Here is a 14588-nt window from a genome sequence, read left to right on the forward strand (position 1 = left end):
CTTGTTTTAGGTTACCTGGATAATTTCCGGGGCCTCCCTTATACCGTTAATCGATTTTTATTGTCGTTAAAAGAAAATATGTAAGATCGATTTTTATTATACGTGCATATTATCTTATTTAGTGCACAACAATTGTTTTTCGGTCTGTGCGGCAGAAGGTTTTTACTTTTTGTCCGTTTCCATAAGTGTTATAGCTAGTTTGATCCGGGCGTGACAGCGCCCGGTATCACTAAACCGCCAATGGCTTTATAGTATTTCTTTTTTCTGTATTATATGAAGGCTGCCGGGTACAACACGTATTGCAGGAAAGCTGCGAACTATCCAATATTTGCCAAACCTGCTCAACCGGTTGTGCAGCAGTGTAATTCGTAGGAATCACACCCCTTTCCATTTTACTGAATTTGAAAGGAAAAAAAGGCTGCAAGATATCCAGCCTCTTCCCATTTAATAAGTGAAAGTTAAGAGATGTCTATTGACCTGGGCTTTTCTTTTTGCTTCCTCTTTTTTTGGAATTGTCAGGTGAAGCAGGCCATTTTCATATTTAGCATTAATATTTTCATCATCCACCTATATCTTTTGGTAGTTGGAAACTGCGCCGGAAAGACTGGTAACTGAATTCACTGCGGCTATAATTCTCTTGGGGATCTTCCTCATGCTGTTCCCGTGAGGAAGAAATCGTCAGCAAATTGCCGTCGAGTGTAATGTTAAAATCCTTCTTTTCCATTCCCGGTGCAGCAACCTGTACCTCGAAATTGTCATCGTTCTCCCTTATATTTACTGAAGGAAGGGTAGTGTTTGTGGAAGAAAATTTTCCGTTATCCCAATTTAAAAGTTCGCGTCCGCATATTGTAGAGGGAGGGGATCAGATAAACGCTATCCTGACATTCCTTATTCTCCCGGTCACCTTATGTGACAGCAGAATATTCGGATGGAAGAACAAAGGAAGGGATTGAAGAACTCCGTAACCTGTACTTTAAATTCCACTCACTCCGGAATGATTTAAGTAACTGTACCCAGCACTACGAAAAAAGAAAAAAGATAGTTCAGAGCGCAATGTTTAAAAGCATTCGGAAAATGAAATCTGAATTGAGAAATAAGGGAGAAAACATTAATTATTTATAAAATTCTAAAACGGTTTGGTCGCCGAATTACGAAAGTGCCTAAATTGTAAAGGAGATAAGGATACATTTCGTTTAAACATTTTATTAAACGATTGCAGATAACCAAATCCCAGCCTGTATGCGATTTCTGAAACGGACATATTGGTTAGGGTAAGATACTCCTTAGCTTTATCTATAATCTTATCCTGTATAAGCTGCTGCGCATTTTGCCCAGTAAGTGAGCGAAGCATATCGCTAAGATAGTGAGGTGATACATGTAACTTTGAGGCAAGCAGTTCTACTGTTGGCAGGCCATTGTTTAAAATATCCTCCGAATCAAAATATTGGTCCAGATATTGCTCCAATTTGGTGAGCAGATCATTGTTGACGGCTTTGCGGGTTAAAAACTGCCGCTCATAAAAACGCTTGCTGTAGTTGAGTAGAAGTTCTAGCAGAGCCACCATAATATCCTGTGTTGTGCGGTCGATATGGGCACACTCTTCCCTGATTTTTTCAAGTAACTCAGCAATATACACCTCTTTCTTTTCTGAAAGGTGCAGCGCCTCATTCACTTCATAGGAAAAGAAGCCAAAGTGTTTAATATTCTCCGCGATCGGATAGGTGTAGAGTAAATTTGGATGGATGAGCAGCGTGTAGCCATCTCCTGCAATATTGCCCAGTATTTCTGAGTGTGGAATATCTACTGACTGCACCTGCTTTGGGGAGATAAAGGTCATTACCCCTTTGTCATAATCATAGTATTGTCCACCATAGCGCACCTTGCTGCCAATCCCTCTTTTAAGGGAGATACAGTAAAAACCTAAACTGAACTGTTTCCATACTTCAGTTTCTTCAAACTGCATTTCAGAAACCTTAAAAACACTTATAAGAGGGTGTAGCGGATCGGGAAGCCCCACCAGCCTGTGAAATTCGGTTATGGAATCAATGCTAATCATAGCTTATATTATTTATCAAACCGGGCAACAGGGATATGCTGCCCGGATAAAATATCTTAATTGCCTAAAATCTGCTTCCTTATCTCTTTCCTAAAAACTTCATTACCTATTTCGTTACGCCTTTTATACATCGTGTTGGCATCCTCTCCGGCAACATAACGTATTTGGTCTTTACCGTCGGTAGCTGCTTCAAAAACTACTGTAGCAATATCTTCTGCTTTAGCAGCGGCATCCATCATGGCATTGGTTATACTAAAAAGTTTGTCTTCCAGTTCCGTATAGGCAATGTGTAAGGCTTTGTCCAGTGATCGTCCTAAAAAATCAGTGTCTATACCACCAGGAGCTACAGTTTTAATTCCAATATTGTGCAAACCAAGTTCAAACGACATCCCCTCAGACCATCCCTCAATTCCAAATTTAGCTGCATGATAGATGCTATGAAGTGGGAATCTAAGAAAACCACCCATTGATGTGGTGTTTAACAACGCGGGGTATGGCCTAATGGGCTCTCTTGAAGCCTTGACAGACGAGCAGTTAGTAAGACAACTCAATACCAATCTTTTAGGGGTTATCAGGGTAACACAGGCTTTTATTCCGTATTTTAGGGAAAAGAACCGTGGACTGGCAGGATTTTTTGAGATTTGGGCTGTTTGATACTGCCAATGGTTGAGAGGATAACCTGCCCTGTGTCTTTGCTGTTGCCAAAGCCCATCCAGCGGGGTATAACGGCATGATACGATTTCAAATCCAAATCATTCAGCACCTCGGCAATACTGAAACGCGCTGTCGCGCTGGAAATGTAAATTGCGTTCCTGCCTGTCTCCGTTTTCAGTGGTTCACTATACCCGGTCTGTCCAAGAGGTATGAAGTTTGCAATTCGGAGTTGACCTTATATACGGGGCTTCTTTTTAGCTTTTGGATTTTTGCAGTAAATACAGGTAAATGGAATTTGCGATTAAAGCCAGCAGTGAAATGAAAATCATTGTTGTAAAAACTGGCAGCCTTCCTTCAGCTCAAACCTCACACCTGATAACTTTTTAATTTTTAATGTTTAAGACGTTACTCCTGTCTCTAAGAAACTTACACCCTTAAGAAAAATTCGTATATTAGCACGAATGAATGCTCATCCAGGGCCATGCACAATGTATAACCGCGAGTGCTTACCAGAATTATTTACTTATCCCGTAACTAATGGTTATGTAAGACTGTTATTAATATTGAAAGTTAATAGATTGAATCAAAATAAAAATATGATTTTACCTTAAAAAACTAGAAAAAACATTCAATAATGAGGTCAGACCCTATTGATAAGATTTTATTAATTCCAATTGCTCGATTTATTAATAATTCAACAACAGGCGGAATTTTATTGTTTGCGGCTGCGGTAACAGCCCTGATTCTTGCTAACTCACCTATAAAGGATGCTTATCATCATTTTTGGGAGCATACTTTTTCGATAGGATTTGATGAATTTGTAGTATCTAAATCTTTACATCATTGGATAAGTGAAGGACTTATGTCCGTTTTCTTTTTTGTGATAGGACTAGAGCTTAAAAGGGAAATAATGGTAGGGGAACTTTCCAAGCCTAAAAATACTGTTTTACCAATTTTTGCGGGATTGAGTGGTATGGTAATTCCGGCGTTATTATATTTAACTCTAAATTCATCAGGAGGGGCTTCATCAGGATGGGGAATACCAATGGCTACTGACATTGCCTTTGCACTGGGAATACTTTACCTGTTAGGAGATAGAATCCCCGGATCGCTCAAAGTGTTTTTAACTGTATTAGCTATTGCTGACGACCTTGGAGCAGTGTTGATAATTGCCCTTTTTTATACTTCAGAAATTTCCATGATGAGTTTGTTATTTGGAGGTGGATTTCTATTGATTCTTGTAGTTGCCAATGTGTTAGGTGTACGTAGTACGGTTTTTTATGGAATAGTTGGAATTGGAGGCCTGTGGATGGCTTTTTTGCTTTCAGGAGTTCACGCAACTGTTGCGGGGGTTATTGCAGCCCTTACCATTCCGGCAAACGTAAAGATTCAAGACAAAAAATTTGTAATAAAAATGAACTCCCTAACCAATGATTTTGAAAAGAGTATACCGAATAATGCTACACTTCTCACCTATAATCAGCTACATATTGTAGACAGGATAAGGTTTTATTCAAAAGCCGCATTAACACCGCTTCAACGACTCGAGCATTCAATGACTTCATTAGTTACTTTTGTTGTTATGCCTATTTTTGCTCTTGCCAATGCAGGTATAACTTTTTCAGGGAATTTTGTAGAACATTTGGTTAGCAACGTTAGTTTGGGAGTATTATTAGGTCTGGTATTAGGTAAGTTTATTGGAATTGTTATGATTTCAAAAATTATTATCAAGCTAAAACTGGCAGTACTTCCTGAAGGACTTAATTGGCGACATATTTATGGAGTGGCTATGCTTGCAGGCGTTGGGTTTACGATGTCTTTATTTATTACTGATCTTGCTTTCGTTAATTTAGAGCATGTTGTTCAAGCAAAAATAGGAATTTTTGTAGCTTCATTTATTTGTGGTGTTAGCGGCTTTTTGATATTACGGAAAGTCTAAGCATAATAAATTAATTACAATTTTTAAAAATGAATAATGGGCTATTGATGAATATATTTGAACTGAAAATTATTTTAGAATTTATTTTGATACACTTTCCTCAATTTCGGAACCAGTAATTTGGCTCAGTAAGTTCCTGATTTCATCGGGATTTGAAGCGTTATTCATTTGAACCAACAAATTTTTCGTTGCAAAAGATGCTTCCTACATTTTGTTTGCTTCGGGGTCGTTTGGTGAAATGATTTCGCCATTTTTCAATCGTTCAAAAATATCTGTTTTCTATTGCATCAGCGGCATATCCGGCAGGTCGTAATAGCGTTTGGGGGTGGTAAATAATTCCATATCGTTAACAATTGTCAACATAATTTCATTTTTTTTTATTCATTCCTTTGTAAGCAGCTCGGCCCTTACTGCCTTTTCCGGATACTTCTCCGCATACCCCATAATAAGCTGCATGATATAGCGATTGCTGTGGCAGGGCGTAACATAGTCTTTAACTGCGAAGCTTCTGTAATCCCAACATAGGAAGGATAGAAGTGTCGTGGATATTCCGTAATGGCGTGATTTTTTTTGATGAGCTTGACCGTATCATCAATATACGCGATGCCTTTTTGAGATAGGATGTCGAACTTATCAAAGCCGATCTCCTCCGCCACATGCATATCAAACTGCACGATATTAGATTGAAGAAATTTGAATGATTAAATAAAATATAATAAAAAACATGTAACGCCATAAGGCAAAATAAGACTTATCATTAAAATGAAAATTAGTCTTAAATAAAATCAACACAATAATTTATATCAAAAGAGATGGTATAAAGAAATATTTAAATAAAGAGATTTCTAATATCGAGGAGTTAAATCAAATTGATGAAGAAATACATTTATTTATGCTCTATTATTCTGCTTTTAATACGGAATTTAATTATAAAAATGAATAGTGGAAACTTAAAAGAAATAGAAATTAAAGCCGTTAAAAAGTACTTCACGCCAATTAGTACTTTGTAATGCATTTATTGGTTAAAATAAAAACAAAAAAACATGAACAAAAAAACAAAAATTAGAATTATTGTTGCTTTAACTTTTCTTATGATTTATTCTGCTATTTGGGTAATCCTGCATTTTACAATTAAAGATTTAAGCAATGTATATGTTGGAATGATTGCTGCAGGCCTTGCCGTAATTCTTTCTCCAAGAATTACTAATTATGAAAGTCAGTCAGGAAATCAAATTCAGGTTAAATGGTTTTTTATAAAAAAAATTCTTAACAATTAATCTTTCATGAAATATTATGAATAAAAATAGAAGAAAGCTTCTTTTTTTAAATTGTAGTATGCCCTTTATATAGTAATAAAAACATTATGGCCTTTAACGCAGCCATCATCTGCGTATCATTACGCTTTTAAATAAACACCAAAAGATGAACAAATTAATTAAAACCTTTGCATCGGTCGGTTTCTTTGTGCTGGTAAGCTTTTTGGCTACCGAAACTGCCACAGGGCAAAACCTTACCGAAAACCTGGCTACAGACCCTAAAGTGACCATTGGTACCTTAAAGAACGGAATGAAATATTACATCCGTCCGAACAGTAAGCCTGAAAATAAAGTAGAGCTGCGCCTTATTGTAAATGTCGGTTCCCTTCTTGAGGACGATGACCAGCAGGGGCTTGCCCACTTTACGGAGCACATGCTTTTTAACGGGACTAAGAATTTTCCTAAAAATGAACTGGTGAATAACCTACAGTCAATGGGTGTACAGTTTGGGGCTGACCTGAATGCGGAGACGAGGTTTGATGAAACGGTATATATGCTTCCCATCCCTACAGATAATCCTAAGAACCTGGAGACCGGTTTCCAGATTCTCCAGGATTGGGCACATGGTGCGTTGATGACCGATAAGGATATAGATGAGGAGCGAAAGATTGTGCTGGAGGAAGCGCGATCAAGTAAGGGCGCCCGGGACAGGCTTCAAAGGAAGGTCCTCCCTGAATTGCTGGCAAATTCGAGATACAGCCAAAGGCTGCCGATCGGCAAGGAAGATCTGCTGAGGACTTTTAAACCTGAGGTCTTAAAGAGATTTTACAAAGAATGGTACCGCCCGGACCTGATGGCTGTTGTTGTAGTGGGCGATGTTACGGCTGAAAAGGCCGAAACACTGGTAAAAAAATATTTCAGTACCCTTACCAATCCGACAAAAGGAAGGGCCCGTACTGTATATGGGGCCAGCCCATATACAAAACAGAGCGCAATGTTCCTGACAGATCCTGAGCAGTCCTCGACCATGTTGTCTATTAATTTTTCACCACGCAAAACAGAAGCCGACAAAACAACTGGCGACTACAGGAATACGCTGGTGGAACAGTTGGCCTTCAGCGCCATCAACCTGCGTTACCAGGATATGGCAAGCTCTGCAACACCGCCTTTTGCTGCAGCGCAGACCGCTAATTCAAGTTTTATAAGGGGATACCAGGCCCTTACTATTACTGTAATCCCGACATCTGACCTGACTACTGCATTGAATGCGGGTGTAGGCGAACTGATAAGCATACAGGAATATGGCTTTACTACCGCAGAACTTGAACTGGTGAAAAAAAGGATGCTGAGCTATATAGAAAAGCAATATAATGAGCGCAGTACAACCAATTCGAGTGCTTACCTGAAAGAATATGAAAGGAATTTTTTAGCTGGTGAAGCTGCTCCGGGTATAGAGAAAGAAGTTGAGCTATACAGGACGTTGCTTCCGGGCATTACGGCGGAAGAAGTTACTGCGGCCTTCAACAAGCTGTTTTCAAAAGAGGATCAGGAGAAGTTCTTTGCTTTTGTAATGAGCCCTGAAACCAAAGATGCAGCTATCAACAGTGATGCGACACTGCTTGCAGCCATAGAGAAATCATTTGCCCAAAAGGTTACCAAGAAAACTGACGTTACCGTTAGCGATACACTTTTAGATCAAATGCCGGCTAAGGGCAGTATTACAAAAGTGCAGAAAGAAGCCAAACTGCAAATTACCACCTACACCCTAAGCAATGGCATAAAAGTTACCGTGAAGTCTACCGCCTTCAAAAGTGATGAAATTCTTTTCAGGGGCGTTAAAAGAGGTGGTACAAACAGTTATGGTGTAAAGGATAAGGCGACAGTATCGATGCTGGGGAACCTGATTCAAACCATGGGCTATGGCAAATTTACTCCCACAGTCCTTACTAAGACATTAGCCGGGAAGAATATCGGTTTACGGACTTCCATGACCCCGACGACCAATATTGTAGAAGGGCAATCGGACATTAAAGGCCTTGAAAGCCTGTTACAGCTGAATTACCTGGAATTGACGCAACCTCGCCTGGACCAGGAACTGTTTAATGGTTTTGTCAGCACAGCACAGATGCAGCTTAAATTTATCAAGTCCAATCCACAGGCAGCCTTTGTTGATGGCCTGATTACGGAGATGTTCAATAATAACCCATTAAAACCCATTGCGGTACCGTCAGAAGAGGATATTGCATTATTAAACGCGCAGCGTGCTGTTGCCATATATAAGAAGGAATTTTCGAGCGCGGACGGCTACCACTTCTTTTTGGTTGGTAATGTAGATGAAAGTGTGCTAAAGCCACTTTTGGAACAGTATGTAGCGTCCTTGCCTGCAACAGGAAAGGAACCGGAATTTGTAGATAACGGATTAAGGATTAAGCCTGGAAACAATAAATTTGTATTTAAAAAAGGGACTGAGCCCCAAAGCCTTATCATCGCACAATATTTTGGGGAAATGCCCTATAGCGAAGACATGGCACTTAAGGCCAATCTGATAGGTGACATCCTGACGATAAGGGTCATCGAAAAACTAAGGGAGGAAATGGGGTCTATTTACAGCGGCAATTTTAGCGGATCCATGGAAAAGGAACCGTTCCCAAGCTATACTATCATCACACAATTACCAACAGGCCCTGAAAATGTTGATGCAATCCTTAAGCAAACCGATGTGGAAATCGCCAAGCTGAAAAAGGATGGCCCTGAACAGAAAGACCTTGATAAAGTAAGGATAGCAACGATCGAAAAAAGGAGGGAAGAGATTAAAACCAATGCCTACTGGCTTTCAAAATTACAGCAGCTTGAATTTTCAGGCTACAGTATAGAGCGTTTCCTGAATTTTGAAAATGAAATAAATAAGATCACTGTTAAGGATATAAAAAAGGCGGCTAACAAATTCTTTGATGGTAAAAATAGCTTTATAGCAATCCTTAACCCGGAAAAGTAATTATCAAAGGATTCAAATTAGTAAACCATTAAAAGTCGGAAGATCACCTTCCGGCTTTTTGTTTTTTAGCAAAGTGGTTTTTTGATTTAATTTTCAACGATATACCTCTAACTGTCGAGACGGTTTTACGACTATTGGAGAATTAAAATCAATGTAGACGCTCATTATTTTATTAAGCTATTGATTTATAGTGTTTATTTTTTTGGTATGCTAAACGATAAATCTATAAGAAAGCAAAGCCTGAGGTACTGATGAGTCTTTGTTTGCTGCGGGTGTGATTTAACGGAATTGCCTGCGGAAGGCTATAGGAGAGAATCTCGTTTTCTTTTTAAAAAAGTGTACTAAAAGACTGCGGATGTTCAAAACCAAGGGCAAAGGCAATTTCACTTACCGATAAGCTTGTGGTGGAAAGCTTTTCCTTTGCCAGCTCAATCAGTTTTTCATGGATATGCTGCTGGGTATTGAGGCTTGTATGGATACAGAGGAAATCACTCAGATAGTTAGGGGACAGGTTCATTGCACCTGCAATATGCTGTACGGTTAACAACCCAAGCCTCAAAGCTGTATTCTCGGTATAATAGTCATTGACAAGTTTTTCAAACCTGTCGAGTACATGATGGGTGCTGCTTTTTCGGGTCAGGAACTGCCGCTCATAGTAACGGTTGGAATAATTAAGCAACAGCTCGATTTGTGAGAGAATTATTTCCTGCGTATGCCTGTCAATATGCCTGCATTCCAGGTCAATCCTGTCTAAGATGGCAATAAGGCTGCTTTCTTCCTCTGCTGAAAGGTGCAATGCCTCGTTTACGGCATAAGAAAAGAACCCTTGCCTGTGCTGTCCTGCCGAGGTAGATGCTTTTCATCTTGTCCTCATCGGATTTAAAATTGCGTACGTTTTGGTAGTAGCCCGTCACAGCATTGTACACCCCGAAGACTGTCCCTTTGGTGGTTTCCATCTGCTGCGTATCACTTGCCATTGCATACCCAAAGGCGGCATCACAGCTATTTTTGAATACGCTTGACAGCTCGTCATCCGCACCTTTTTTCAGTAGGGAGAGGGTTTCGGTGTTGGGGCAGAGTGCCAACTGTATCAGCCTTTTGACCTGCGCATCCTCAATGCGTACTTTAGCCCATTCGCTGAAAATGCTCTCCAACTGTACCGACAGGTTATCTGCCAAGCCTATGACCCTGTGGGCATCGGCTAACCGCTGCTTGGCATTGGCGGTATGCCTTATGCGTACCACATTAGACATGTTGCGCAGGGCTGCATTCAGGGTGCTCCGGCATAATAGGTAATGCTGCTCCCTTTAAAATTGGCAATGGTCACATGGCAGCTATTAAGAAATTTCCGAGTATCTAAAATCTGGCATGGCTTCAAGTCCATAGAGTCAGGCGGAGGGTTATTACCGAAATGTCGTTTTATATCTTCAAAACATAGTGCAAGATAAGAGATAGCAGCCATTATGTTTTGCGAACATGTATTACTCTTTCAACTTATAATTTGGACATATGAGATTACACCTCATTGGCAACCCGTGCAAACTTGTTACGGTATTCAATAGGCTTAAGCCCCGTTATCTTCTTAAAAATGTCCCTGAATGCTTTGGTATCGGTATAGCCCACATCATACATCACTTCGGATACATTCTTTCGTGAGGCTTCAAAGAACTTCTTGGCTGCCTCTATCCGCACGCGCTGTATGTACTCAATAGGAGTGTTATTGGTGGCATCCTTGAACCGCCTTTCAAAAGTCCGCCTGCTGGTACCGGCAAGGTTCGCCAGATTTTCAATAGTTATTTTGTCCTCATAATTTTTCTCGATATAATCCTGGACCTTTTCAATATCAGTATCGCCATGGTTTCGCTGGCCCCTGAAAATGGCAAATTGGTTCTGGCTGTCCCGGCCTATATCCAGTGCAAAATACTTTGAGATCAGTACAGCAGTATCTCTGTCTGAAAATTTCTCCACCAGGTACAATATCAGATTCCATAAGCTGCTGGCGCCGCCACTGCTGTAAATATTGCCGTGCTGGGTTATAATTGCCCCATCCTCGACTTCTATCTGCGGATATTTCTCCCTGAATTCATTTACGTGCGCCCAGTGCGTCGAGCACTTTTTTCCGTCCAGTAATCCTGTCTCTGCCAACAGAAAGGCACCAAGGCATAAACTGGCAATGCCGGCTCCTTTCCCGTGAAGGTTCCGAATGTACGGTATCGCTTCGGCATTTGCACGAACCCCTGCCTCAGTGGGGCCGTAAGCAGGCGGTATAATGAGCAGATCGGTGTGATCAACATCTTTAAGCAGCCTGTCGGTTTTTATCGTGTATTCGCCATTGTTGGCAGGTACATTTTCGTTAAGGCCTACATATTCCACCTTGAAGGGAGGTTCTTTGCCAAATACCGTAAGGAACTCATTGGCAGTATGGAAAGAACGAAAGGCTGGTGTAATGGCTTCAATTACACCGTACTGGGGAACAAAGACTGAGATTTGCATCGTAATAGTATTTGCAGTAAAGTTAAAAAATAGTTTGTCGTAATTTACCCCTAAGGTTGTCGTTTTTGCAACAGCCCGAATTTTAAAATCTGCCGCATCTTTGTCTTATCATTACAAACAAAAAAACAAAAGTCATGGCAGAACAAAAAAAGATTACGGTAGAAGCAACGATTAATGCTCCCGTAACAAAAGTATGGCACGCCTGGAATACGCCGGGTGATATTGTAAAATGGAATACGCCGGACCCAAGCTGGCATTGCCCATCCAGCGAAAATGACCTTCGTGTAAAAGGGATGTTCAAAAACAGGATGGAAGCGAAAGACGGAAGTTTCGGTTTTGATTTTGAAGGCACCTATGACAAGGTTGAACTGAACAGGGAAATAGGCTATACCATGCCCGATGGAAGAAAAGTCGCTACTTTGTTTGCGGAGATCGGCAGCAAGACAACGGTCACAACCACATTTGACCCTGAAACACAAAATGACCCTGAATTCCAGAAACAAGGCTGGCAGGCGATCCTGGATAATTTTGTGAGGTATGTTGAATCAAAAAATTAATAATCATGAAAAAGTATCAGATAATCTTCTGGGTGGCCACGGTCATCCTTATCCTTTGGGAAGGTGTGATGCCGCTCAGCACCGTCTTCTTTGCACCTGAATATGTAAACGCAGGTACAAAACCCCTGGGATATCCCGATTACTTTGCTTATACGCTAATCATTTGCAAAGTATTAGGCGTAATAGCGATCTCGTTTCCTAAAATTCCTGGTAAGCTAAGAGAGTGGGCCTATGCAGGTCTGACGTTTAACCTGATTTTTGCGTTCATCAGCCATGCGGCCGTAGATAAGAATATAGGGTTTATGCTGATGCCGCTCGTGGTTCTGCTTATTCTTGCCGTTTCATATTATTACGGCAATAAGATACGAAAACAACAACCGGATAACGATACACAACTGAAAGGAGTCTTTGGGAATTAAGAGGCTATGGCCTTATAATATTATGCTGTTTGAACATGACAATATAGTAAAAAGCGGGATTTTCATAACGTTTTCCGGCAATTGCAAAGAGGCACTTATGCTTTACCAGACATGTTTCGGGGGTGTACTGCATCTTGAGACTTTTGACCAGGAGCTGCATGGTTATTCCGAAAAACCAGTGATCAGAGGCTCATTGGTTTCAGACAGCATCATTATTCACGGCTCGGATCTGGTGCATGAAGAAGGAAGAAAGATCGGGAATTATCTCTCGGTCTTTTTGCCATGTAAAGATCCAGTACATCGGGATACGCTTATTGCTAAACTGAAATCAGTCGCTGCAAATCCGGGTACCAGTGATGATGTGGATCAGCAACTCATTGAAGTAATTGATGCTTTTGATGTGAGGTGGGTACTTAGCGTTAAGTGAAATTTATCCACCATTTAGCCCTGCCTGAGCTTCAATATTTTTAAAGCCTGTACATCAGGAATACCTGAAAAGTATCCAGGAAACGGGACAGCTTGTATTTATCTTCCATAAATAATTTATCCATACGAATATAGCATACCAGCAGGCCATGGTATAAGATTTGTTAAGTTATTTCACTTTTTTTACATTCCTGAACGTAAGGTTAATTCTGGGAGCATCAGCTCAATGGTTATACACTAACAGGGTGGCTATTGCTCAATATATAGTGGCAATTACCGATGCGGTAGCAGATTATTTGCAAGATAATGCTTATAAATATATTACATACACTAAAACGGATGCAGCTGGAAATGTGTATATGGGTAAAGCGAGTGGAAATAGTTCTACAGTTTAACCGTGCCGACACGCTGGATATTGTAAAGATCTTAGACAATCACCATAACTATATTGATATCAAGGATCACACACTGTAATTATATCGGGAGACAGTGATCAGATAGCTACAGTTTTAAGTTCTTGTGTCAGTAATTTTTGAGATGATCAGGGATTTAACAAGATGGAATTTTTCATCAATATGACAACCGAGGAAGGGCAAAATATCGATGAAGGGTCTGAGTATACCCTGGCGGTCCCTGCGGAACTTACCGGGGGTGAGGACGATGAGATGACCGTATGGACCGGTGAGGAAGACTGGGATGAGGATGATAACGATGGCGGTGATGGAGACGGTGATGTGATGTGGGACGAAGACTAGGATGAGAATGGCGGCGATAAAGACGCACCAATCGATCAGGGTGAGTACATCCTTAACCTAGACAGGTTTGGCTGGGTAAACATTGACAAGCTTGCCGAGTTCCCAAGTGAAAAGACCACTATAAATGTAGATGTACCTAATGGCTTTGATGATACAAATTCCAAAGTATATATTGCCTTTGAGGGGCAGGAGAACCTGCTGATACAGCTCAATACCTACAGCAGCGTAACGGGTTATTTCGGAGAGAATTACAACCTGATGCCTGTGGGAGAAACCTGCCATGTGATTTTTGCTGCAGGACAGGGCGGAAACTGGCTTTATGCGGTTAAAACCGTAACAATCACTCCTTTTGGGGTGACAACTATCATCTCCGGTGATATCATAACGGCCACCCAAACCGATGTAATAAATATGCTTAACAGCCTGCCTTAATCTTTTTTTAGCAGTCAAAAAGAAGGCGCTCTCGTATGAGGCGCCTTCTTTATTTGGTGCAGGCACCAGGTATTATCACACTTATACAGGGCTTGAAAAAACTTTGGCTGATTTCGAAAATGATCGGGAATATTTAATTTTAAGGAAGATGATTTGAGGCAATGTGATCAGCTAATCCCTGCCTTTAGTGCTAAGTTTATGTAAAAGCGTAGAAGCTCCTTTTTCGCTATTGGCGCCCTGTCCCGCAACGTAAACCCCCTGTTCGCCTTTGGATGACTTTATTCCGTAAACTGTGGCTTCGTCACTTGGGTCACTTTCACCTTCGTAACGATATACATGTACAATTTCAAAATCTTCCGGGTGTTCAGTGATGTGATTTTCTTTAAGATTGAAGTCTACGGTAAACCCTTTTTCAGCAAGTTCCCTCAATGCTTTGGAAACTGTTGCGTAATGATACATTTGTCTTTCCATAATTATATGTTTAGGACCTTTTAATATTTAAAATTAAAGATTTAACTTTCTTTTGAGTACAAATAAAAGTTAAAAATAAGATTTAAATGTCCCAGGTCTGTTTTATTGAAGAGGAGACGTTAATGAATTTACAAC

16 protein-coding genes and 2 pseudogenes are annotated in these 14588 nt (G+C 40.5%); 10 read left to right on the forward strand and 8 right to left on the reverse strand.

Annotated elements, in window-relative coordinates; all coding sequences use genetic code 11:
- Positions 1-444: 444 nt before the first annotated feature.
- Both FUA48_RS18635 and FUA48_RS18590 read right to left on the reverse strand, forming a co-directional pair.
- Positions 445-567, reverse strand: a complete 123-nt coding sequence (locus tag FUA48_RS18635; RefSeq protein WP_317130681.1) for an Hsp20 family protein — start codon at positions 565-567, stop codon at positions 445-447.
- On the reverse strand, positions 560-724 hold the full coding sequence (locus FUA48_RS18590; protein ID WP_262712733.1) for an Hsp20/alpha crystallin family protein: 165 nt from the start codon (positions 722-724) through the stop codon (positions 560-562). The genes FUA48_RS18635 and FUA48_RS18590 overlap by 8 nt, the downstream gene beginning before the upstream one ends.
- On the opposite strand from FUA48_RS18590, the gene FUA48_RS18535 reads away from it, so the two are divergent.
- A complete protein-coding gene (locus FUA48_RS18535; RefSeq protein WP_240732441.1) occupies positions 702-953 on the forward strand; it encodes a hypothetical protein in 252 nt (83 codons plus the stop codon). The two genes, FUA48_RS18590 and FUA48_RS18535, sit on opposite strands and share 23 nt — an antisense overlap.
- Positions 954-1126: 173 nt before the next feature.
- Here FUA48_RS18535 and FUA48_RS09815 read toward each other — a convergent pair whose 3' ends face one another.
- Together FUA48_RS09815 and FUA48_RS09820 are read right to left on the reverse strand one after the other, a co-directional pair.
- Entirely contained in the window at positions 1127-2056 is a 930-nt protein-coding gene (locus FUA48_RS09815) for a helix-turn-helix domain-containing protein (protein WP_147583371.1), read from the reverse strand.
- A 56-nt stretch (positions 2057-2112) separates the two neighbouring features.
- Complete coding sequence (locus tag FUA48_RS09820; protein ID WP_147583372.1) at positions 2113-2523, reverse strand: SDR family NAD(P)-dependent oxidoreductase; 411 nt, start codon at positions 2521-2523, stop codon at positions 2113-2115.
- On the opposite strand from FUA48_RS09820, the pseudogene FUA48_RS09825 reads away from it, so the two are divergent.
- The 4 genes and pseudogenes from FUA48_RS09825 to FUA48_RS09855 all read left to right on the forward strand — a co-directional run.
- Positions 2522-2680 (forward strand): annotated as a pseudogene (locus FUA48_RS09825) (SDR family NAD(P)-dependent oxidoreductase); the annotation flags it as partial. The gene FUA48_RS09820 and the pseudogene FUA48_RS09825 sit on opposite strands and share 2 nt — an antisense overlap.
- Positions 2681-3344: 664 nt before the next feature.
- Positions 3345-4649 (forward strand): Na+/H+ antiporter NhaA, encoded by a 1305-nt coding sequence (nhaA, locus tag FUA48_RS09835; RefSeq protein ID WP_147583373.1) that lies wholly within the window; start codon positions 3345-3347, stop codon positions 4647-4649.
- 1043 nt (positions 4650-5692) lie between these two features.
- On the forward strand, positions 5693-5926 hold the full coding sequence (locus tag FUA48_RS09850; RefSeq protein WP_147583375.1) for a hypothetical protein: 234 nt from the start codon (positions 5693-5695) through the stop codon (positions 5924-5926).
- A 145-nt stretch (positions 5927-6071) separates the two neighbouring features.
- Positions 6072-8900, forward strand: coding sequence for a M16 family metallopeptidase (locus FUA48_RS09855; protein ID WP_147583376.1), 2829 nt, complete (start codon positions 6072-6074; stop codon positions 8898-8900).
- Positions 8901-9228: 328 nt separating this feature from the next.
- On the opposite strand, the gene FUA48_RS09860 is transcribed toward FUA48_RS09855, so the two are convergent.
- The 3 genes and pseudogenes from FUA48_RS09860 to FUA48_RS09870 form a co-directional block, all read right to left on the reverse strand.
- Positions 9229-9696, reverse strand: coding sequence for a helix-turn-helix domain-containing protein (locus FUA48_RS09860; protein WP_205729403.1), 468 nt, complete (start codon positions 9694-9696; stop codon positions 9229-9231).
- Positions 9641-10192 (reverse strand): annotated as a pseudogene (locus FUA48_RS09865) (DUF932 domain-containing protein); the annotation flags it as partial. The pseudogene FUA48_RS09865 and the gene FUA48_RS09860, both read right to left, overlap by 56 nt.
- A gap of 223 nt (positions 10193-10415) precedes the next feature.
- The gene (locus FUA48_RS09870; RefSeq protein ID WP_147583378.1) at positions 10416-11393 is read right to left on the reverse strand and encodes a GlxA family transcriptional regulator; all 978 of its coding nucleotides are present in this window, start codon (positions 11391-11393) and stop codon (positions 10416-10418) included.
- A 134-nt stretch (positions 11394-11527) separates the two neighbouring features.
- On the opposite strand from FUA48_RS09870, the gene FUA48_RS09875 reads away from it, so the two are divergent.
- The 5 genes from FUA48_RS09875 (at position 11528) to FUA48_RS18360 (ending at position 13982) form a co-directional block, all read left to right on the forward strand.
- Positions 11528-11950, forward strand: coding sequence for an SRPBCC family protein (locus FUA48_RS09875; protein WP_147583379.1), 423 nt, complete (start codon positions 11528-11530; stop codon positions 11948-11950).
- A gap of 5 nt (positions 11951-11955) precedes the next feature.
- On the forward strand, positions 11956-12369 hold the full coding sequence (locus FUA48_RS09880) for a DoxX family protein (RefSeq protein WP_147583380.1): 414 nt from the start codon (positions 11956-11958) through the stop codon (positions 12367-12369).
- 22 nt (positions 12370-12391) lie between these two features.
- Positions 12392-12796 carry a VOC family protein gene (locus FUA48_RS09885; RefSeq protein WP_147583381.1) on the forward strand — a complete coding sequence of 135 codons (405 nt, stop codon included), beginning with the start codon at positions 12392-12394 and terminating at the stop codon, positions 12794-12796.
- 305 nt (positions 12797-13101) lie between these two features.
- Positions 13102-13269, forward strand: a complete 168-nt coding sequence (locus tag FUA48_RS18355) for a hypothetical protein (RefSeq protein WP_168196969.1) — start codon at positions 13102-13104, stop codon at positions 13267-13269.
- 545 nt (positions 13270-13814) lie between these two features.
- Complete coding sequence (locus FUA48_RS18360) at positions 13815-13982, forward strand: hypothetical protein (protein ID WP_168196970.1); 168 nt, start codon at positions 13815-13817, stop codon at positions 13980-13982.
- A 171-nt stretch (positions 13983-14153) separates the two neighbouring features.
- Here FUA48_RS18360 and FUA48_RS09890 read toward each other — a convergent pair whose 3' ends face one another.
- Positions 14154-14453 carry a hypothetical protein gene (locus FUA48_RS09890; protein WP_147583382.1) on the reverse strand — a complete coding sequence of 100 codons (300 nt, stop codon included), beginning with the start codon at positions 14451-14453 and terminating at the stop codon, positions 14154-14156.
- Positions 14454-14588 lie beyond the last annotated feature (135 nt).

This window comes from Flavobacterium alkalisoli (assembly GCF_008000935.1).
GTDB lineage: Bacteria > Bacteroidota > Bacteroidia > Flavobacteriales > Flavobacteriaceae > Flavobacterium > Flavobacterium alkalisoli.